The 21,142-nt window shown below is 57.8% G+C and carries 19 protein-coding genes and 1 tRNA gene; 9 read left to right on the forward strand and 11 right to left on the reverse strand.

Going from position 1 to position 21,142, the window contains the following annotated elements:
- Positions 1 to 49 precede the first annotated feature (49 nt).
- Positions 50 to 247: a hypothetical protein gene (locus tag FIV02_RS06840; RefSeq protein ID WP_152488186.1), complete on the forward strand. Its 198-nt coding sequence runs from the start codon at positions 50 to 52 to the stop codon at positions 245 to 247.
- 128 nt (positions 248 to 375) lie between these two features.
- Here FIV02_RS06840 and FIV02_RS06845 read toward each other — a convergent pair whose 3' ends face one another.
- From FIV02_RS06845 to FIV02_RS06860, 4 genes are all read right to left on the reverse strand, one after another.
- Positions 376 to 1,074 carry an endonuclease gene (locus FIV02_RS06845; protein ID WP_152488187.1) on the reverse strand — a complete coding sequence of 233 codons (699 nt, stop codon included), beginning with the start codon at positions 1,072 to 1,074 and terminating at the stop codon, positions 376 to 378.
- 112 nt (positions 1,075 to 1,186) lie between these two features.
- On the reverse strand, positions 1,187 to 2,644 hold the full coding sequence (locus FIV02_RS06850; protein WP_152488188.1) for a sodium:solute symporter family protein: 1,458 nt from the start codon (positions 2,642 to 2,644) through the stop codon (positions 1,187 to 1,189).
- A gap of 408 nt (positions 2,645 to 3,052) precedes the next feature.
- A complete protein-coding gene (locus tag FIV02_RS06855) occupies positions 3,053 to 4,186 on the reverse strand; it encodes a mechanosensitive ion channel family protein (RefSeq protein ID WP_152488189.1) in 1,134 nt (377 codons plus the stop codon).
- 143 nt (positions 4,187 to 4,329) lie between these two features.
- A complete protein-coding gene (locus tag FIV02_RS06860) occupies positions 4,330 to 4,557 on the reverse strand; it encodes a hypothetical protein (protein WP_152488190.1) in 228 nt (75 codons plus the stop codon).
- 2,206 nt (positions 4,558 to 6,763) lie between these two features.
- On the opposite strand from FIV02_RS06860, the gene FIV02_RS25185 reads away from it, so the two are divergent.
- The 8 genes from FIV02_RS25185 (at position 6,764) to FIV02_RS06895 (ending at position 12,039) form a co-directional block, all read left to right on the forward strand.
- The gene (locus FIV02_RS25185) at positions 6,764 to 7,102 is read left to right on the forward strand and encodes a DUF6869 domain-containing protein (protein WP_371923272.1); all 339 of its coding nucleotides are present in this window, start codon (positions 6,764 to 6,766) and stop codon (positions 7,100 to 7,102) included.
- A 588-nt stretch (positions 7,103 to 7,690) separates the two neighbouring features.
- Positions 7,691 to 8,098 carry a lysozyme inhibitor LprI family protein gene (locus FIV02_RS06865; protein ID WP_152488191.1) on the forward strand — a complete coding sequence of 136 codons (408 nt, stop codon included), beginning with the start codon at positions 7,691 to 7,693 and terminating at the stop codon, positions 8,096 to 8,098.
- A gap of 90 nt (positions 8,099 to 8,188) precedes the next feature.
- Positions 8,189 to 8,659, forward strand: coding sequence for an HAD family hydrolase (locus tag FIV02_RS06870; protein WP_152488192.1), 471 nt, complete (start codon positions 8,189 to 8,191; stop codon positions 8,657 to 8,659).
- A 126-nt stretch (positions 8,660 to 8,785) separates the two neighbouring features.
- Positions 8,786 to 9,178: a hypothetical protein gene (locus FIV02_RS06875; RefSeq protein ID WP_152488193.1), complete on the forward strand. Its 393-nt coding sequence runs from the start codon at positions 8,786 to 8,788 to the stop codon at positions 9,176 to 9,178.
- Positions 9,179 to 9,280: 102 nt separating this feature from the next.
- Positions 9,281 to 9,895, forward strand: coding sequence for a hypothetical protein (locus FIV02_RS06880; RefSeq protein ID WP_152488194.1), 615 nt, complete (start codon positions 9,281 to 9,283; stop codon positions 9,893 to 9,895).
- A gap of 727 nt (positions 9,896 to 10,622) precedes the next feature.
- Entirely contained in the window at positions 10,623 to 11,072 is a 450-nt protein-coding gene (locus FIV02_RS06885) for an SRPBCC family protein (protein WP_152488195.1), read from the forward strand.
- Positions 11,073 to 11,162: 90 nt separating this feature from the next.
- The gene (locus tag FIV02_RS06890) at positions 11,163 to 11,534 is read left to right on the forward strand and encodes a M48 family metallopeptidase (RefSeq protein ID WP_152488196.1); all 372 of its coding nucleotides are present in this window, start codon (positions 11,163 to 11,165) and stop codon (positions 11,532 to 11,534) included.
- A 97-nt stretch (positions 11,535 to 11,631) separates the two neighbouring features.
- Entirely contained in the window at positions 11,632 to 12,039 is a 408-nt protein-coding gene (locus FIV02_RS06895) for a hypothetical protein (protein WP_152488197.1), read from the forward strand.
- Between the two features lie 216 nt (positions 12,040 to 12,255).
- On the opposite strand, the gene FIV02_RS06900 is transcribed toward FIV02_RS06895, so the two are convergent.
- The 7 genes from FIV02_RS06900 to uca form a co-directional block, all read right to left on the reverse strand.
- On the reverse strand, positions 12,256 to 12,798 hold the full coding sequence (locus FIV02_RS06900; protein ID WP_152488198.1) for a hypothetical protein: 543 nt from the start codon (positions 12,796 to 12,798) through the stop codon (positions 12,256 to 12,258).
- 313 nt (positions 12,799 to 13,111) lie between these two features.
- A tRNA-Gly gene (locus tag FIV02_RS06905) sits at positions 13,112 to 13,185 on the reverse strand.
- An 85-nt stretch (positions 13,186 to 13,270) separates the two neighbouring features.
- A complete protein-coding gene (locus tag FIV02_RS06910; RefSeq protein ID WP_152488199.1) occupies positions 13,271 to 14,158 on the reverse strand; it encodes an alpha/beta fold hydrolase in 888 nt (295 codons plus the stop codon).
- 393 nt (positions 14,159 to 14,551) lie between these two features.
- A complete protein-coding gene (locus FIV02_RS06915) occupies positions 14,552 to 15,244 on the reverse strand; it encodes a pseudouridine synthase (RefSeq protein WP_152488200.1) in 693 nt (230 codons plus the stop codon).
- 3 nt (positions 15,245 to 15,247) lie between these two features.
- Positions 15,248 to 15,454, reverse strand: coding sequence for a cysteine-rich CWC family protein (locus FIV02_RS06920; protein WP_152488201.1), 207 nt, complete (start codon positions 15,452 to 15,454; stop codon positions 15,248 to 15,250).
- Positions 15,454 to 16,920, reverse strand: a complete 1,467-nt coding sequence (locus FIV02_RS06925) for a sensor domain-containing diguanylate cyclase (RefSeq protein ID WP_152488202.1) — start codon at positions 16,918 to 16,920, stop codon at positions 15,454 to 15,456. The genes FIV02_RS06920 and FIV02_RS06925 overlap by 1 nt, the downstream gene beginning before the upstream one ends.
- 567 nt (positions 16,921 to 17,487) lie before the next feature.
- Positions 17,488 to 21,114: an urea carboxylase gene (gene uca, locus FIV02_RS06930; RefSeq protein ID WP_152488203.1), complete on the reverse strand. Its 3,627-nt coding sequence runs from the start codon at positions 21,112 to 21,114 to the stop codon at positions 17,488 to 17,490.
- Positions 21,115 to 21,142: the final 28 nt, after the last annotated feature.

Below are 21,142 nucleotides of genomic sequence, written 5' to 3' on the forward strand. Positions count from 1 at the left end.
CGGCGATTATGCCTGCTCCACCCGTGCTGAGGAAAAGGACAACAGAGTGATGACAGAAAAACCAGGCCGCGCTGACTACCACCGTGAGCATCAGGCCCGTGCTGCAGCCGAGGCTCGGCGCCTGCTGGCGCGCAAGGCCGAACTGCAGGGGCACTGGCTGTCCTGGGTAGCGCAGGAGCTGTACCAGCTTAGTCCCCCGGAGTTCGCCAGCATGGTGCGGCGCGAGTTGCAGCGCTTGGCGGAGTAGACCCTGGCCCGGATGTAATCCGGGAAGCGACGCCAGGCGGTGCCCCTGGGGTGCACCTGGGCTACCGAGGCGTAGATGCGTGGGAGTGCTTCAGCCGCGACCTCCAGGAGGCGCGCTTACCCCAGGAACTAGATACGCTTGCGCGCGCAGCGGCTCATGTCCACTTGGCTCACATGGGAATTGCCCCAACCCATGACACACGCCACCCGCTGATTGCGCTGGCGCTCCCAGGGTTCTACCGGGTAGGCCTTGTTCCACGCCTGGTAGAGCTGTCGATCCTGCTTTGACAGCCGCAGCTTGTAGCGGTCGGCCATGTAGAAGTAGGTGCGTGCGATCATTCCGCGAATCGCCGGACGTGGCATCACCTTGCGCGCCTTGAAGTCCACCACCGTCTGGCAGCGGCCATACTGGTGCGGTTTCTGCGGCAGCCAGGCGAAGCTGTAGTTGCTGCGGTCGCCGTTCACCTCTCCGATGCTCGGCACCAGGTTGTGCAGGTCGGCCTCGGCCTTGCGGAACTGGGTATCATTGGCGGCGCAGTTCTTGCGCCCACCTTTCTGCCAGCATTGGCGCTGATGGCCGATTACCCAGGCCGGGACGATGTGTTCCCACTCGATACGCCGAGCGCGATTGGCGTTCTTGCGCGGCGTGTAGCCGCAGGAATGCAGGTCCACGCGATTGCCACTGTATTTGCAGCCGCAATAGAACTCGGTCGACTGCTTGGCGTACAGCGGCCAGGCCAGGCGCTTGGCCTCGGCAAAGGTGGCAGGTGCGGCGTGGAGGGAGAGGCTGGCGAAACAGCAGAGCAGGGGGAGTAGGCGTCGAATCATGGGGCGGCAGATTAGCCGCCGACATGTCTCGTGTGAAGATGAAAAGCGATGTTTTTCAATGGCTTATGTAGTGGAAAAGGGCCCTTTCATACAGTGAGGGGCCCTGCGTTCTTCAGGCGTTGCTCGAGGCTGCCGCTGTGATGCCTTGCACGCTCTCGCCGCGATCACGGCTGAACTGCGGTATCAGCGAGCCCACCACCATCCCCAGCAGGCTGAGCAGCAGACCCGCCAGTTGCGGCGGCCAGAAGTCGGTTTCCTGATAGGTCAGTTCCAGGATGATCCAGCTCGCCAGGCCCAGGCCGATGGCGAACAGTGCGCCCTGGGTCGTCGCACGCTTCCAGAACAGGCCGGCGAACAGCGGCACCACCGCGGCCACCAGGGTCACCTTGTAGGCATTGCCGACCATCTCGTAGATGCTCGCCGTGGAGTGCAGGGCGAACACCGAGGTGGCGATGGTCATGGCCACCACGCTGATACGCATGGCCAGCAGGAACTGGCGGTCGCTCATGGCCGGCACGAAGTTCTTCAGGATGTTCTCGGTGAAGGTCACCGACGGCGCCAGCAGGGTACCCGAGGCGGTGGACATGATCGCCGACAGCAGGGCACCGAAGAACATCACCTGAGCGAACAGCGGCGTGCGCTCCATGATCAGGTGCGGCAGGATCATCTGCGCATCCTCGGCCAGCCAGCGCTGCACCATCGCCGGGTCGATCAGCGAAGCGGCGTAGGTGAGGAAGATCGGCAGCATGCAGAACGACAGGTAGAACACCGCGCCGGCCATGGAGGCGCGGGCGGCGATGTTCTCGGTCCTGGCCGACATGACGCGGGCGTACACGTCCTGCTGCGGGATCGAGCCGAGCATGAGCGTCACCGCTGCCGCGATGAAGGCAACGATATCCCGTGGCTCGAAGGCATGCATGAAGGTGAACTTGCCTTCGGCCGCTGCGTGGCTGATCACCACATCGGCGCCACCGGCCATGTCGCCGATCAGCCAGGTCAGGTAGACCAGCCCCAGGACGATGATGATCATCTGCATGAAGTCGGTCAGCGCCACCGACCACATGCCACCGAACAGGGTGTAGAGCAGCACGATGCCGGTGCCGATCAGCATCCCCTGCGTGGTGCTGATGGACCCGTCGGAAAGCACGTTGAACACCACGCCGAGGGCGGTCAGCTGCGCCGCCACCCAGCCCAGGTACGAGCCGATGATCACCAGGCTGGTGAAGATCTCCACGTGCGGGCCGTAGCGCTTGCGAAAGAAGTCGCCGATGGTCAGCAGGTTCATGCGGTACAGCGGGCGGGCGAAGATCAGGCCGACCAGCATCAGGCAACCGAAGGAGCCGAACGGGTCTTCGACGATGCCGGCGAAACCGTCTTCGATGAAGGTGGCCGGTATGCCCAGCAGGGCTTCGGAGCCGAACCAGGTGGCGAACACCATGGCCGCGACCAGGGGGAAGGACATGCTCCTGCCGCCGGCAGCAAAGTCCTTGGCGTTCTTGACACGGGTGGATGCATAGAAGCCGACACCGACAGTGAACAGCAGGTAGATCGCAACAAACCAGATCAGCATGGGGTGGATACCAGTGGCTCGCCCGTCGTCCGGCGTGGGCAGTGCCCGCTAGGCCGCCTGGACCGACAGAATTGTTGTTTTCATGGCGTGTCACGGCTGGCGAGCGAAACCGCCACGGCAGATGCCGCTGCGGGTTCGCGGCCACTTGCCGCAATGGGCGGGCAGTCTGCCAAAAACGTAAAATATGTCAAACAGATAAAAGCCTGCTGGGCAGAAAATCGACAAACGATGAGCCCCAAGAGCGGGCAATACAGGCAATCAAGGGGGCGCGTCGGTGCTGCCGGGCAGGCGTTGTTGATATTTTACGAAGCGGCCCAGTCGCCGTCGCTGAAGGCTCGGGCAGGCGTGGCGGCCCCCTTGACTGGCGCGCCCACCCCGCGCCATCAGTTGGGCCGTTGTCCGCACTGCCTAGCTGAACCGGGGCAGCCGCTGATCCTCACGGGTTTCACCGTTGTCGACCTGCTGCGGCATGCCGGCGACCTTGATCACTGGCGTGCGTTCGCCCACCAGGCGCAGGTCGCGACGGGGCAGGGCGAAGCGCACGTCCAGGTCGCGCAAGGCATCGAGCAGTTGCAGGTTGATCTCCTGCTGGATGTCCATGTACTGGTTGTAGTCCGAGGTCAGGACGATATAGACCACTTCGAAGGTCAGCTGGCTTTCGTCGAAACCGAGGAAATGCGCGCGGTCGAACCTGGCCTTGGGCGTGGCCCGGACGATATCGCCGACCGCCTCGGCCACCTGGCGGACCTTGTCGCTCGGCGTGTCGTAGTTGATACCGAACTTGAAGACGATGCGGCGTGTGTCCATGCGTTTGTAGTTGTGCACCACCTGGCGCAGCAGATCGGCGTTGGCACAGACCACCTGCTCACCGCTGAGGGAGCGGATGCGCGTGGTCTTCAGGCCGATGTGCTCGATGGTCCCGGCTACCTCGCCGAAGACCACGAAATCGCCGATTTCGAACGGCTTGTCGACGCCGATCGACAGCGAGGCGAACACATCGCTGAGCACCGTCTGCACTGCCAGTGCCACGGCGATACCGCCGACGCCCAGGCTGGCCACCAGCGCGGTGATATCCACCCCCAGGTTGGCCAGGATCGACAGCAGCATCACCGACCACACCACGATCAGGACCATGATGCTGATGATGGTGGTCATCACCGGGTTGTAGTGGCCGCCGTTCTTGCTCATCAGCAGACTGCGTGACCACAGGCGCACGCCGCTATCGACCCACAGCGCCACCTGCAGGGCCAGGGCGACGAACCAGGTATGACTCAGCGCGCTCTGCCAGCCGTCGGGCAGCTCCGGTAGGCGCAACGCCAGCAGCAAGGAAAAGGCCAGCAGCAACGAGCGGCTGGTGCGGCCGATCACCGCCGCCAGGAAGTTTGGCCAGCTGCCGTCCTGCCCCTTCGACCAGGCCTTGAGTCGTTTGTGCAGGGTACTGACCAGGGTACGCAACACGCTGTAGATCAGCGCGGTGGCAACCACGACGATCGCCACGTTGAGCCAGAACTCTTGGTCCAGCCAGATATTCCATTGCTCCATCGCCAGGGGCCTCCAGAAAAAGACACATAGTTTTCTGTAGGCCCTGGGGGGCAGAAGTTCCCATGAATGGGGAGGGCAGTCGCTTCTCAGCAGCCTTGGCGACATGGCAGATGGCAGGAACGCCTCGGACGTACTCCGCGAATCTATCGCTGCTCCGGTGATGAACTGGATTTCTGCAGGCTGTTGGTCAGTGGCTCAAGCGACCAGAAAAACAGCAGCAGGATCATCGCTGCGAGATTGCTCCGCGCCGCAGAGTACTCGTTGTGCCAAAGCTCGATGAGCATCTCGCATCCGCTGTAGATGGCCAGTGTCAGCAGGATCAGACGGCACAGGTGGATGCTGCGTCTGGTGAGGAACTGGCGATCGTTCATGAGGGAATTCCATTTCTCGGCATGCGGTAACGGCCGCCATCATATCGAAACAGCAGCGACGACTGGCAGCGTCGAATATCCTCCAGGTCCCTGGCCGTCATCCGTGCGTGAGGCTTCACACGCCTTGCGCGATCAGTGCGGAATCTTCCTTGCCCTTCGCCATTTTTGACACGGGGTGGCTAGACATGTCTGGCTGCTGTGGCTAGCGTCGCTTGCTGGGGTGGGCTGAAGCCTGCCCCTTGAGCAAGCGTTGCCATTCGAATACTTCACCCGCATTTGGCTTGATGTGCTCGGGCATACCAGCATCTAGCTGCTTCCTGGGTGATCGCTATGTCGCGTTGGGGCAGGCTTCGATTAGTTTTGTTGTCGGCTGAGCTGCCTATAAACAGTTCTATCCCTTTTCCCTTGCATCTCGGACGTCAGACCGCATGAACGACTCCAAGCTTTTGATGAGAACAGCCGTCTCAGTGGCCATTGGGTTGCTGGTCTCGTTTCTGACGTTGTGGTGGGTCACGAACCATCTGGATTTCATCTCACGTATTGCCTGTAGCGATGCCTTCACTCTGCCGGCGCTCGCCTGCCGTTTCGGTGGGCTTGGAGTCACGCTCTTGCTGGTACCTCTTTCAGGCGCAGTAGCGTTCATTGCTGCCAAGTGCCTTCTCCCAAAGTAGGTTCAAGGTTGGCCGTACACAGACCGGGGCGGCCTAGTAATTCATTCAGGCCGACGCCGCTGGGGGCGTGAGTTAGGGCACATCGGCGTCTAGCTACTGCCTGCTAACCACGGGGGGATGAAGGTAGATTTTCGTCGGTGCGTTGAGGGAGCATCCGGGAAAAGGGGGGGATTTGTCCTCTGGTTGACCTTAACGCAGGCATCTCTTCTAGCCTGAGTGCTTGAGTTCAGGTTGGCCAAACACCAGAAACGAGAAAGCCCCGTCAGTGATGACGGGGCTTTTCTTGGCTGTCTGGAGCGGGTGATGGGAATCGAACCCTTTCCAGCCCCACGCAGTGATCCGCAAAGCCCGGCTTTTCTGGCCTTCCAGGCTGTCCAGTGCGGCATTTCTCCGCTTTCTCTTGCAGTGATCTCGACACTTTTTCGACACGCCGTCTGGACAGTTTTCAAGCCTGCCAGTAGCGTCTGGCCATTACGTTGCCTTGGCTGATCGGCTGCGTTGTCGTTTTCCGTCAACTCAGAGTCGCGTTCCTTCTTCTTGTATTCAAGCGAATCAAGGCATTGCTGCATGACAAGGAACGTTATCCGACATCGTCAAGGTGTGTTATGCGACAGCAATGTCGCCTAATTAATAGCTAGGCTCTTTATGAGTACGTACACGGTCATCTGGGAATACCGCGGTGGGACATACATAAAGCAGGTGACTGCCCAGACTGCAGAACTGGCACTAGCGGCATGGTCACAGAATTTAACTTCCGGCGAAATACCTGGTATCGGCACAAAGCGTTTGGCCAGTCTTACTAAAGAAATAGCTGAGGGTGTAGATGACTTTTATGCCCCGGTCATGCTTACAGGGCTAACCAATGCGTGGTGCGCTGGCATGCTATATGGCGGCATGCTAAACATAATAAAAACAGACACTTCACCATGAAAATAACTAAAATGTTGGTGCGCCGCCTAACAATGCGCTCAACTGTCGCTCACTTAGGAGGAAAAGGGGACAGATTTATTTATGGTACAGCGCCGCTGGTCTAAAAATAAATCTGTCCCCTTTTTTCTTATGGATGGTTGCACCCTGCAGTGCGTAGTTATACCGCCGGCTCTACTAATGTGTTAGTGAAGAAGACTATCTAATCACTGTTAGGCAAACCTCAAATGGCGTTCCACATTCTTATTGAGAAACTCAGCGAAACGGATAGTGAGGCTACGTTCCGTTTTTACGACTCAGCTTTCCCTAGCGAGGATGGCGAACTCCGCCTAGACAAGCAGACGGAATCAATTTCCATGACCAAAGACACCAGAGAAGTATTCTTTGCCAGGGCTGCACGAAAGGTAGCAGTTGCGTACAAGTCGGGAAGCCTACCAGAGCGTCTGGAGTGGGTGTCTTGAGTCGAACAGGAAAAGGGGACAGATTTATTTATGGTACAGTGCCACCGGTCTAAAAATAAATCTGTCCCCTTTTTTCCCTGCCCCCTTTTTTCCCTCTTAGAGCCCAAAGCAATGGATGCGCTGCCTGAATTAGTCTCTGCATATCTCATGCACTACCGAACCAAAGACAAAACACTCTCCTCGGCATGGGAAGCTGTCGATGATGCAGTGCACGACCTAGAGTGTGGTCTCCCGCTCTGCCTAGCGCTGATTGAAGCAGCTGCCAACGATGCAGAGCTAGCTTATGTAGCAGCAGGTCCTCTGGAGGATCTACTTACAAGGGTTGGGGGCTCAGCAGCAGACGCGCTGGAACTACCAGCGAAAACCTCACAGAAAGTGCGTCAGGCATTGGCGTGCGTATGGTTAAGTTCTAGCTCCCCTGCTTACCCAAAATGGCATAGCCTCACTCAACAGTACCGGCTCAAAAGCAAAGGTGTTGGGCTCTAACAATTCGCTCAACTACCGCTCACTTCGTTCGCTGGGCGTCCAAAAGCTGAACTTTTGGCCGCTCGTTAGCTTAATCGTTAGAGGTTATTCTAGTGACATCGGATGTCCGCACCAAAAGCACAAAGACAGCGCTTTACCACCAAGCCTTCTGGTGTGTTGCCTTGCTACTGGCATCAGGCAGTTGGCTTAATCAAGGATATATAAGCAGAGCGCTAATAGCCCTTTCAGCAACAACACTGTATTTTGTGCTCGCAGTTACAAACTATAAGCTCGGGAACAAGCTCGTTTGGCTTTGCTTTGCCCCAGCGGCTGGCGTTATGTTCTTCACGGCGTACCCAATAATAAGCTTGTGGTACTACCTATACATCGACATAGTCGGGCAGCCCTTCACCACAAGCATTACAGGCGCAATCGGCATAATGAGCGTAAACACCGCTATTGGTGTAGTCATTCCAATGCTAATTTGTATCCACCTGCTGAGGTCGCGGCGTCATGCCCTCTAACAAATGGTTCAAGTCGCTCGCTTCGCTCACTGGGACGGGCTAAAGCCCGCCCCTTAACCAAACGTTATGACACCAAGGAATCAGCATGCGCACAACAATAGCTTTCATGCTGGCAATAATTTGCACCCAATTTTCTTTTGCTGACTCACAAGACTTGAGATCAGGAGAGAAAGAGTGCGGCGAATATATGTCTTATAAACAAATATCCGGCTGCTTCTCTACCCTTTACAGAAAAGCGGATCAAGAGCTAAATGATCAATACTCAAAGTTGAGTAATTCTCTTGATCTTGAGAGTAGAAAGAACTTAGTAGCCGCGCAGCGGCTATGGGTAAAATTTCGAGATGCTGACTGTACTTTTTACGAGCCACGAAAGGAAAACGATAATCTAGTTTCTTCTAGTCGCAGCATCTGCCTGACACGTAGAACACTTGACAGGCTTGAGCAGTTAGAAAGCTATAATTTCAAAAAAGGCTGTAACGGTTGTGCGTGGTAGTGCGCATAACAGCTGGTTCAAACCGTTCGCTTCGCTCACTGGGACGGGCTAAAGCCCGCCCCTTAACCAAACGTTAGGTTCAATCAGTACATGATAGAAATACATATTCCAGGATTTAGAGACCTACAGATTAGCCACGTCGTATGTGACTATAACGGGACTCTCGCATTAGATGGCGTGCTGTTACCTGGCGTGCGCGACTCACTTACCGCACTTGCACTTGATGTAGATATTTACGTTATCACAGCCGACACTTTTGGCATTGCAGAAAACCAGCTTTCCGATCTGCCCGTGAAACTAAAAATTATCCCACTTGAATACCAGGCAGAAGCAAAGTTTGAATTTATCTCTGCGCTAGGCGCAGAAAACGTTTTCGCAATTGGCAATGGCATGAACGATAGGAAAATGCTGCAATCAGCTGCTGTCGGTGTTGCATTAATTCAAAGAGAAGGTGCTTCAGCAGCGACACTGGCCTGCGCTGACGTTGTTTCTTTAAACATTCTGGATAGCCTGGATCTACTACGTAATCCTAAACGCTTAATTGCAACTCTGCGTTCATAACCCATTGGCGTATTCCTAGAACCGGGACCAGGAAAGGGGGACGGATTTATTTATGGTACAGCGCCACTGGTCTAAAAATAAATCTGTCCCCTTTTTTCTACTAGGCGTTATACGTAAGGAGCAATCATGCAGTGCCACAACCATGAAATTCAGGCCGTAGCAACTTGTAAGAATTGCTACAAGGCAATATGCCGTGATTGCCTTTCCCTAGTGAACGGAATCTGCGCATGTAAAAATTCATGCGAGCAAGCCGTCACTGACCTTGAAGAATACCTATCCCTATCAAAGCAAAGCATTAAGAAAATAAGTAACACATACAAAAATGGCGCAATCTTTAACTTCATATGCGGCCTGGTGTTTTTAATCATTGGCATTGCACCGGTCATCACTGGAAGCAATTATGGCGTCACTATTTTTGCAGTACTGGGCCTTGCTTTCTTCTACGGCTCATATGCTTCATACAAAGGCGGAAAGCGGCTAGAAACCAATGAAAAAGCGCAGCGTCGAACTGGCGTATAACAATGCGCTCAACTGTCGCTCACTCCGTTCGCCGGACGTCCAGAAGCTGCGCTTTTGGCCGCCCGTTAGCTTAATCGTTAGGGCCATCAAAGTTGGAAGCTTATGAGTTATATTGATTCTTACGATCACGAATATATTGGATCATTAGGATATCTTCCTATTTATCGCTCACTCCAAGTTATTGAGGGAAATAAATGGGGTGACTATGACTTTAGTGCTACTCCAAATAATCTTATTCTTGGTGGCGGTAGTGGTGAACACCCCGGTCTTGTTGTTCATAAGCTTGGAAGCCTAGCGGCTAAATTTTTATACGATCAAATTTCAGACGAAGAAGAGGAGTCCATTTCTAAAGAAGATATGGATTATGTTATTGACCAATGCTATGCAGACGATATTCTTGAGTTCTGTAGTTGGTCTATAAGACAGTACGCCAGCCTTAAAGAAATGGCAGAATCCATAACCTTTACTACTCCTTTGGGTGAAGATGAGGAAGTTGAAGAGTGGCTATGCAAATCGCTTGGCGAGCTGATCTATTTCTCTCTTTTCGAACTAAACCCTGAGCATAATAAGCTAAAAGGTATCTTTGGTCGCTTTGAGATTCAGGCTTCAATGCAGAATATCGCATGTGTTCCCCCAGGTTATCCTAGGTGTGGTGGTCGTAGAGTAGAGAACGGTGAATTAAAATGGGGGTTGCATCGTTGGCCAGCCAAGCCCTAACAATCGGCTGCACGGCGACCAGGAAAAGGGGACAGATTTATTTATGGTACAGCGCCACTGGTCTAAAAATAAATCTGTCCCCTTTTCTCCGATGCGTCTGGCATAAAATGAAGAACTTAATTAGGTGTTCGATAATAGCGGCAAGTACAATTGTAGCTAGTCAGTTTGGCCATGACGCGCAGGGTTGCGTGATGCTCATGTCTTTTGGCGTGCTATATATAATTCCGGGCTTAGCCTGGGCCTTTTGCATGTATAGTCGAGGGCCTAACCATATTAGAAAGTGGTTACTAGAAAACAGTTATAAGGTAGTAGCCATTGAGCCAGTTGTCGCAAAAAAAAGCCCCTTCCCAATAGTGGATAGCTTACAATTGGTCTTCAGGGTTGAGGCTCAAAATTCTGAAAGAACAAATAAGGAACTATGGTTTCTGTTTGGTGGTGAGTTTTGGGGTTGCCTGAATGGTCAAGTGAAAGTACAAGCTTCATGACGACGCTAATGCACTGGGAATTAGTCAGTCGGAGTTATCTTGATAGGCTTAATAAGTGGCCGTTCGATGTGTAATTCCACGTATTAGCTCAGGAAAAGGGGGCAGATTTATTTATGGTACAGTGCCACTGGTCTAAAAATAAATCTGTCCCCTTTTTTCCAAACTGCCAGTAAAGCATGGCGGATTGCTCCAGTCGCTCACTGTATACTTCGTCCCCCCTTACTTAGGCGCTAGACACTGTTATGGCCCTGGTCGAGTACGAACTGATCATCAACGCCCCCTCAGCGGCTGTCTATGCTGCATCTCAGGACTATTCAGTTAGGTATCAGTGGGATCCCTTTCCTGAGAAGATAGAACTTCTGGGTAATGCAACCGAGGTAGGCATCGGGGTTAAGTCACTCATAGTCGCTAAATCCGGCTTAACAATGGAGGTTGAGTTTGTTCAGGTTGCCCCACCTACAACGGCAGCCATAGTCATGACCAAAGGCCCAGCGTTCATCAAAAGCTTCGGTGGTAGCTGGGTTTTCAAGCCCATTACCGTCAGCTCAACAAAAGTAAAGTTTCGCTACTCAATCAAAACCAAGAAATGGGCAATACCCATACTCTCAGAATATGTGGCAAGTGTTTATTTCAAAAGAATAGTCAAGGCCAGGCTTGCCGGCTTCAAGAAGTTCTGCGAGCAAGGTTCCTAATAATGCGCTCAACGTCGCTCACTTCGTCCGCTGGGCGTACAAAGGCTGTGCTTTTGGCAGTTCGTTAGCTTACTTGTTATGCGAGTCACTATGGATAGCGAAGAACTTTACAAAAAAGCTATGGAGCTAGAGTCCAGAGGCGAACATAAAACGGCAATTTCGACTTACAAAGAAATAATTAAGAAATCTAACGACCCTCGGCACTTCATCGCATTTGGAGTTTGCCTTCAAAAATGCGGCCATTGGAAGCAATCCATTGAAGCTTTAGAAAAAGGAATTTCACTGAAACCTCACTATTGCGAAGGTGATGCCCGCCTATTCTTAGCAAAAGCACTTTTTAAGTCAGGTAAAAAAGGCCGTGCAATCAAGCAATGGCAGCATGTGTCCAGAATGCAGTCTGAGTATCCAAGCTATGAGTCCGTGCAAAATGAAGCCAGGAAAATGCTTGCACAGCACGCATAGCAAATGCTTCAAGTCGCTCGCTCGGAACCGACTAAAACAGCTCTTTAATTAAATGTTAGGCCCTACTATGAAACGATTTCTAACCAGTCTCTTTACAATGCTCCTGCCAATCAGTTCCCCTGCCCAGACTAACTCTTGGCAATCAGACCCTGCTGAGTCAAAGGTAGGTATTCATGTCATCTCGAACTTCGGAGATGACCCCGTCGTTTCGTACCCCACAATCTCCAATGATGCCATTCAATCAGTACTGCGAAGCGTTGATTGGATCAATGGATTTCATCAGGTTGTTGTCGTCACTTCACCGGGTATCTCAATGGAGGTCGGTGGCAGCCTTGATCCTGAGCATGGTCTTTCCGCAATGTACAGGGATCGCTACGACCGAGTAGATGCCGTAATTATCAATCCACCTGAGACAATAGAAGAGATGGAAAATATTCTTATTGCGTTCAACCGCCAGGACGGCACATGGCGGAAAGAGTACGCGTTCGATTTCAAACGCTACTGACTGGGGGCTAGCAATTCATTCAAGCCAGGCCCGCTTAGTAGGTTGGCTTAATTCAGACGTTACTATTTGAACTGCTTTGCTCGCACAGGGTTTAATTTTGCTCGGGCATCCCCGTGTTTAGCTGCTTTTTGGGGCGCGATCCCTTATGGAGTGGGTTAACTATCGATTAGCTCATAGTTGACCAGGCTGCTGTGGTCGACCTGCTGTGCACCATCCTCACGCCCCATTTTTTACTTTTGTTGGTAAGAATATTTTTTTCCCGAGTAGCGAGACGTCAAGGCCAAAGACAATCCGCCGTAGACGCGTCAGGCGATCAACCTCAGCATCGTGTATAGCGTTTGAGAAAACTTGATGTGATAAACAAAGCTGTAATCCTGAGAATTCAACTGGTTCGCGAATAGTAATACCTTGTCTACAGAGCTTTGCTTTGTAGCCGCCTCTTACAGATGTGCTGAAAAGTCCTGTGTTAATTTGGCGTTCGCTGATTAATTCATGTCCTGCTCTGACCAATACCCATCCTGAAAGTGTGAAGTAAAGGATAGTGCAAATAATTAAGTTTGGAGCGCTCAGCCGGTCGTGGATGTTATAAGTGTTGCCTCTGAGAGTGACGTCAAAATAAACAATGATCGCGGTAATCATGCTTGCAATGACAAACCCTGTGAGGCTTATTTTGAAAGGGCCATAAAAGGCAAGGTATAGTCCTAGCACTCCAACAAATAGCAGGACTGTGAAAGAAAGTTTTACTAATCGCTTGCGCATGCAGCCCTCGGCTGAAAGTTGCCAAAAGAAGAATGGCCGTTATCCCGCGAGGGCTAACCCATTCTTCGGTTAGCGTCGTCGTCGCCTGATCTAGTTTGGCCGATCTCCGTCGTGCTCCTCCCGCTAGCCGGCCATTGAAGGTGGCTCCTCACCTGTACGTCGGCTATCGCTCGAGGAGAAGGGAAGAGGCGATTCATTTTCTGGTTGGCCGTCAGGCAGACATTTTTCCTAGCCTGAATCATTGGGGTCAAGTCTGCCAAACGCCGAAAACGAAAAAGCCCCGTCAGTGATGACGGGGCTTTTCTTGGCTGTCTGGAGCGGGTGATGGGAATCGAACCCACGGCTCTAGCTTGGGAAGCTAGGGTATTACCATTATACGACACCCGCAGCGGGTGCCTTTATACCGGAACTCGGCACAGAAATGAAGCGCGAAGCGTTGCGACAGATGCAGCCGCTCCGCGCTTGCGGGCCGTCATACCGCGATGGCCTGGAGGTCGCGCAGGTCGCCTTTGGCCGGCAGTTGCAGGCGTTTGCTGGGGGCGTTGAAGAAGTCCAGCAATACGCGCTGGGTCTGCAGCCAGGCAGCCTTGTGCTCCATGTCGAGGAAGTGCCCGGCATCGTCGATCACCGCGAACTGGGCGTTGTCGATGTGCTGTGCGAACAGGCAGGCATCTTCCACCGAGGTGTATTCGTCGCGGTCGCCGTTGACGAACAGCAGCGGGATGTCGATGGCCTGCAGGCACTCCATGCTGCAGTGCGCTTCCATATTCAGCACCTGCTTGATGTGTGCGTACATCTGCCGGTACTCGTGTTCGTCCAGGGTGCTGACGTGCTTGTGGTTGAAGCGCTTGAACAGCGACGGCAGGTGCTTGCCGATGGTGCTGTTGACCAGCAGGGCGATGTTGTCGCGGTCCACGGCATTGAGAAAGCGCAGGCCCTTGTGCAGGTAGTCGAGCATCGGCACGTTGAGGATCGGCGAGAAGGAGCAGATGGCGGCCTTCTCCAGCGTGGCAGGGCGCTGGGCCAGGGCGAGCATGGAGGCGACGCCGCCCCAGGAGAAGGACATCAGGTACTGGGCGCCGTAGTGGTCGATCAGCTTGAGCAGGATGGTGGCCTCGTCCTCCTTGCTGATCGGCGTGAAGTCGCTGTTGTGCGGCTTCGACTGCCCGGCGTAGGGCAGATCGAAGGCCACCACGTTGAACTGGGGCTGCAGGTATTTGACCGTTTGCGCGAACGAGGCCGTGGTCGCCAGAGAGCCATTGACCAGGATGATGGTCTTGCTTGCTGCCGGATTGCCGTAGAACTCCGTGTGAACCTTATGCTTCCTGTTGATCTCGACGACTGCGGTTTCTGGCCTCATGTCGTTTCCTCCTGGCGCAAATGGGTCAAGGCGAGCGGGTGGCCGTTCGCATTTGATTGAGCAGTCAGAAAAGCGCCTGAGCGTGACAGCTTCATGTCAGGCAAGAGATTTTTATAAGTATAGGAATTTCAAGCAGTTAGGATCGAAACAGACGAGCGCTCCAGACCGTTTCACGGTCGGGAGAGGGCGGTGTTACCAGGCAGGAATCCAGTCGGCGCAGAGCGTCAGCAACTGTAAGAACACGAGCTTGTCTTGTCGTGACCAGCTGGTCATCTAAAGACTTATGGCTCGATTCAAGCAGCTACCTTGCAGCCATGCAAGGGCGAGTCACATCTTTATCGCCCATTGTGGGCACCGTTGGTCGGCTAGTCAGGTTTCGACACTGCGCTGCAATCAGACGCTGGCGATTTCCGTGGCGGTGAGGGCGCGGTACTGGCCGGGGGCGAGCTGCGGATCGAGGACGATCTCGCCCATGCTTTCGCGGTGCAATGCGACGACGCGATTGCGAAAGTGACCGAACATGCGCTTGACCTGATGGTAGCGCCCCTCGAACAGGGTCAGGCGGGCGCGGTGGCTGTCCAGCAGTTCGAGCTGGGCGGGCAGGGTGGTGAGGTCTTCGAAGGCGAAGTACAGCCCGCGGGCGAAGACCTCGGCGTATTCGTCGGTGATCGGCTGTTCGGTGGTGACGTGGTAGACCTTCGGCTTGCGCTGCTGCGGCTGGGTGATGCGGCGTGACCAGCGGCCATCGTTGGTGATCAGCAGCAGGCCGCTGGTGCCCAGGTCGAGGCGGCCGGCCAGGTGCAGGTCGTGCTTGTCCGGCTCGTCGAGCAGGTCGAGCACGGTACGGTGTTCCTCGTGCTCGGTCGCGCTGACCACGCCGACCGGTTTGTGCAGCATCCAGTAGCGCGCGCTGCGGCCCGCTTGCAGCAGTTCGTCGTCCAGTTCCACGCGCTGGAAGTCACGGACTTCGCTACGCGGGTCGCGCACCACTGCGCCATCCACCCGCACTCGTCCGGCGCTGACCAGCAGGCGGCTGTCCTGGCGGCTGAAGCGCGGGAAGTTGCTGAGGAAACGGTCCAGGCGCATGGCTCAGTCCCGTTCAGCGCGTTGTGCGGCATCCACTGCGCCGGCGCAGGCCGGGCACAGGCAGGCCATGTCGCGCTGCTCGGGCGTCAGGCGTTCGAGTGCGGCGGGATCGATCTGCGCCCCGAAGCACCAGCAGGGTTCGTCGCTGCGCCCCGCGGCGATGCTGCAACGATTGGCCTTGCCGCACAGCGGACAGCGCTGGGTATCCATCACTGTTCGACGCAGACGCGGTCGCGCCCGGATTGCTTGGCGCGGTACAGCGCGCGGTCGGTGCGACCGAGCAGGCTATGCAGGCTCTCGCCCGGTTGCCATTGGCTGAGACCGAGGCTGGCGGTGACCTGCAGCGTCTGGTCGGCAATGGCGTAGCGCTGTTCCGCGCATTGCTGGCGCAGTTTTTCGGCCAGGTCATGGGCGGCCTGGCGGTCGGTGTTCTTCAGCAGCAGGATGAACTCCTCGCCACCCCAGCGGCAGAGGATGTCGGACTGGCGCAGCTTGTCGCGCAGTTGCCGGGCGAAACGCTGCAGGACTTCGTCGCCAGCGAGGTGGCCATGCTCGTCGTTGATCAGCTTGAAGTTGTCGAGGTCGAGCAGCACCGCGCAGAGCGGGCTCTGCTCGCGCAGGGCTTCCTGCAGGGCCTGCTCGGCGAGGATGTCGAAGCCGCGGCGGTTGGGCAGCTCGGTGAGCACATCGGTGGTGGCCAGGGCGGCGATACGCTGCTGGTAACGGCGGATCGCCAGGCTCACCAGTGTCAGCACGATGGCGGTGACCAGCAGGCACAGCAGCAGGTTGATGTAGAGCCCCTGGCGGATGCCGGCCAGGGCCTTGTCGTGCTTGTCGACGAACAGGTACCACTCCAGCTCGGGAATGTAGCGCACGTTGAGGAAGTGCTCGCGGCCATGCTCCTGATACTCGAAGCGGCCGCTCTGCGGACTGGGCAGCTTCTCCAACATGTCGCTCAGGCCGGGGATGTCGGCCAGCGAGTCACCGACCTTCGTCCCCTGCGGCCCGCCCTGCGCACCGGTAAGGGTGATGCGTCCGGTGGTGTCGACGAAGTAGACGCTGCGCTCGTAGCGTTGCTGGTAGTCGTCGATCAGTTTGACCACCGCATCGACGGCCAGGCCGACGCCCGTGGCCCCGATGAAGTTGCCGTCGTAGTCGACCACCTTGTAGTTGATGAAGATGGTCAGGCGGTCGGCGTTGGCCATGTCGACGTCGACATTGATCTCGTAGGGCTCCGGCTGCATGCGCACGCGGTAGTACCAGACGTCGCGTGGTTCATCCGGTTTGACCCGTTTGAGCACCCCCTTGGACTGGTAGTAGGTGCTGCTCCTGTCGGAGACGAAGAAGCTGGTGAAGGCGCCATAGTGTTCCTGGACTTCGCGCAGGTAGCGCGTCATCTGTGCGGTGTCCTGTTCGCCGGCCAGTACCCAGTCACGCAGGAAGGTGTCGCGGGCCATCATCGAGGAGATGAGGATAGGGCGCACCAGGTCCTTCTGGATCTCCGAGTAGACGGTGTCGGAGGTCAGCGGCAGCTCGGTGTTGATGATGCTGTCGCGAATCGAGTCGCGCGAGGCGTAGTAGCTCAGCAGCGAAGTGGTGAGAAAACCGCTGCCGAGCAGGAACAGGAGCAACAACACCAACGAGGCTTGCGTGTGCCGTGTGGGAGGCAGTGACATGGGTAACCCGGGGCAATCTGATGGCGTGATGCTAGCTTGCCGGGTAGGGGGAGCGCCAGTTGTGATCGGTGGCGATGAGCGTTGTGTGGTGTGGGTGAAATCTGGAAGTTGCGGGCATTTCGCTTCTGGATCGCGTTCGGGGCGGGGCTGCGAGAGTGGATGCGATGGCGGTGGAGATGACGGTGTTGATTGCCAGGAGGCGGTCGCGGCTGAAGCCCCTCCTACGGGTGAGGCGGGAGGTTGGGGCTGGAGCTCCTTCCACGGGTATTCGTGTGGGTGGGTTTGCAGAAGAATCGCGGCTGAAGCCGCTCCTACGGGAGGGGGCGAGTGGTTGTGGCTGGAGCTTCTTCCGCGGGTATTCGTGTGGGCGGGGCTGCGGAGGAATCGTGGCTGAAGCCGCTCCTACGGGATGGGGCGGGAGGTTTTGGCTGGAGCTTCTTCCACGGGTATTCGTGTGGGCGGGTTTGCAGAGGAATCGCGGTTGAAGCCGCTCCTACGGGACGGGGTCGGCGGTTGTGGTGGAAGTCCTCCCACAGGGGGCTGTGGGAGGGGCTTCAGCGGCGAATCTCAGGCTTCGTCCAGGACCACCACGCGCTGCCCGGCGCGCACCGGCGAGCCCGGTTGCACGCGCACTTCGCGCACGGTGCCGGCCATGGGGGCGGTCAGCGGGATCTCCATCTTCATCGATTCGAGAATCACCAGCACGTCACCTGCCTGAACCTGTGCGCCTTCGCTGACCTGCACCTGCCAGAGGTTGCCGGCCACGTGGCTTTCGATGGCGTGCTGACCGACGCCGAGCGGAGCGTCTTCCGCCTGCTCCGGTGCGGCTTCCTCGACCTCGAAATGCGCCTGGCCACTGTCGATCCAGCGCTGCCGCTCGGCGTCGAAGGCTGCACGCTGCTGGTGGCGGAAGGCGGCGATGCCATCGGCCTCATCCGCGAGGAACTGCTGGTAGTCGGCCAGCGCCAGTTCGCTGTGCTCGATGCGCAGGTCGAAGCGGCCGAGCGGAAAGTCGCGGCGGATGCGCAGCAGCTCGGAGGCCGATACCGGGTAGAAGCGGATCTGGTCGAAGAAGCGCAGCAGCCAGGGCTTGCCGTCGAAGGCCGCGACCTCGCGGTAGCGGTTCCACATCTGCAGGGTACGGCCGACGAACTGGTAGCCGCCGGGGCCTTCCATGCCGTACACGCACATGTAGGCGCCGCCGATGCCCACCGAATTCTCCGCCGTCCAGGTGCGTGCCGGGTTGTACTTGGTGGTGACCAGGCGATGACGTGGATCGAGCGGCGTGGCCACGGGGGCCCCCAGGTAGACGTCGCCCAGGCCCATGACCAGGTAGCTGGCGTCGAATACGGTGCGATACACCTCGTCGAGGTTCGGCAGGTCGTTGATGCGGCGGATGAACTCCAGGTTGCTCGGGCACCAGGGGGCGTCCTTGCGCACGGTGGTCATGTATTTCTCGATGGCCAGCTGGCAGGCCGGGTCGTCCCAGGACAGCGGCAGGTGGACGATGCGCGACGGCACCTGCAGATCGCGCGCGGCGCAGACCGCGTCCCATTCGCCGGCGACGATGTCGAGCAACGTCTGCAGGGGCAGGGTTTCCGGCTGGTAGTGCAGCTGCAGCGAGCGGATGCCCGGGGTGAGGTCGATCACGCCGTCGAGGCGCTTGGCCTCCAGTGCCTGCATCAGCGCGTGGCCACGGAAACGCAGGACCAGGTCGAGCTCCGGCTGGCCGATCTCCAGCAGCAGGTGGGTGTCGCCGGACAGGCGCGCGACCAGGCGGGTGTCGGCTTCGCCTAGGTCGAGCACGATAGGGGAGCTTGTAGGAGCGGATTTATCCGCGATTGGTGTGCCAGCTATATCGCGGCTGAAGCCGCTCCTACGGAGTGTGGTGCACTCGATTGCACTGGCTTTGGCAAGCTCCCGTGCCGTGGCGATCTCCACCGGCACGAAGCGCACCTTGTCGCCGGCCTTGAGCTGGCCGAGCTGCCAGAGGTCGGCCTCGATGATGGTCACCAGGCAGACGAAGCCGCCCAGGCTGGGACCGTCCGGGCCTAGGATCACCGGCATGTCGCCGGTGAAGTCCACCGCACCGATGGCATAGGGGTTGTCGTGGATGTTCGACGGGTGCAGGCCGGCCTCGCCGCCGCTGTCGCGCACCCATTCGGGCTTCGGCCCGATCAGGCGCACGCCGGTGCGGCTGGAGTTGAAGTGCACTTCCCAGTCGGTGGCGAGGAAGCTGTCGACATAGGCTGGCGTGAAGTATTCCGGCGCGCCGTGGGGGCCGTAGATCACCCGCAGTTCGCGCAGCGCTGGCAGGGCCGGGCAGAGCTCGGCAGGCAGTCGTGCGCCTGCGCTGCGTTCGTTCAGCGTCAGGATGTGCAGGACGTCGCCGGCGCGCAGGGCACGGCCGCCGTGGCCGCCGAACTGGCCGAGGGTGAAGGTGCTCTTGCTGCCCAGGTAGTCCGGCACCTGGATGCCGCCGCGAACGCTCAGGTAGCTGCGCGCGCCACTGCCTGCGATAGTGCCGAGGGCCAGGGTGCTGCCGGCGTGGATCAGCAGGGCCGTGTTCATCGGTTGCGCGGCGCCGTCGACGCTCAGCGGGATATCGGCGCCGGTGACGGCCACCACGGCATCGCAATTGAAGCGCAGGGTCGGGCCGCTCATGGTGATTTCCAGGCCGGCTGCTGCGGTGTCGTTGCCGAGCAGGCGGTTGCCCAGGCGCAGGGCACGGTCGTCCATCGGCCCGGAGGGCGGCACCCCCACGGCCCAGTAGCCGAGGCGGCCGGGGTAGTCCTGCACGCTGGTCTGGGTGCCGGCGCTGAGCACGTCGAAGGTGCTGGCCTGGTAGACCAGGCCTTCCAGGCAGCGTGTCCAGGGTGAGCCGCTGGCGAAGGGGGCGTCGGCCAGAATCTGGCGCAGGTAGTCGCGGTTGCATTCCACGCCGTAGAGCACGGAATCCGCCAGGGCCTGGTCCAGCGCGGCACTGGCCTGTGCGCGGGTCGGGGCCCAGGCGATCAGCTTGGCGATCATCGGGTCGAAATAGGGCGGAATCTCGCAGCCGGCTTCGACCCAGGTGTCGATGCGCAGCGCCTTGCCATCGGCGGGCGGGAAGGCCACGGCGGTGAGCAGACCGGGGCTGGGCTGGAAGTCCCGGCCCGGATCCTCGGCATACAGGCGTGCCTGGATGGCATGCCCACTGGGGCGCAGCCCGCCGGCCAGTTCGCTCAGTGGCGGCAGGTCACCGGCGGCCAGTTCGATCATCCAGCGCACCAGGTCGACGCCCCAGACCTGTTCGGTGACGCCGTGCTCGACCTGCAGGCGAGTGTTCACTTCGAGGAAGTAGAAGCGCTGCGCCTCGCTGTCATAGACGAACTCCACGGTGCCGGCGCTGCGGTAGTCGACCGCCTTGGCCAGCTTGATCGCTGCCGCGCAGAGTGCATCGGCCATGCCGGCGGGCAGGTTCGGCGCCGGAGTTTCTTCCAGCACCTTCTGATTGCGGCGCTGCACCGAGCAGTCGCGCACGCCGAGGGCGATCACCTCGCCCTGGCCATCGCCGAACACCTGCACCTCCAGGTGACGGGCACGCTGGATGTACTTTTCGATGAACACGCCGCTGTCGCTGAAGTTGTTCTGCCCCAGGCGTTTGACGGCGTCGAAGGCGTCGCTCAGCTCCTCGGCCGAACGGCAGACGCGCATGCCGATGCCGCCTCCACCGGCGGTGCTTTTCAGCATCACCGGGTAGCCGACCTGTTCGCCAGCGGCCAGCGCCGCCGCCACGTTCTCCAGCAGTTCGGTGCCTTCGAGCATCGGTACGCCGTGTTGCCTGGCCAGCGCGCGGGCGGTGTGCTTGAGGCCGAACACGCGCAGTTGCTCGGGCGTCGGGCCGACGAAGGCGATGCCGGCCGCGTCGCAGGCTTCGGCAAAGGCGGCGTTCTCGGAGAGAAAGCCGTAGCCGGGGTGGATCGCCGTGGCGCCGCTGGCCCTGGCGATGGCGAGAATCCTGTCGACCACCAGGTAGGTCTGCGTCGCCGGCCCCTCACCCAGGGAGAAGGCCTCGTCGGCCTGCTGGATATGCAGGCTGGCCGCGTCGGCTTCGGAGTACACGGCCACGCCGCCGACCTGCAGTTCACGCAGGGTGCGCAGGATGCGGCAGGCGATGGCGCCACGGTTGGCGATCAGCAGTTTTTCGAACATGGGTGACCCTCGAAGGTCATGGCGGGCC

The organism is Pseudomonas sp. THAF187a, assembly GCF_009363395.1.
In the GTDB taxonomy this organism is placed as follows: Bacteria; Pseudomonadota; Gammaproteobacteria; order Pseudomonadales; family Pseudomonadaceae; genus Aquipseudomonas; species Aquipseudomonas khazarica.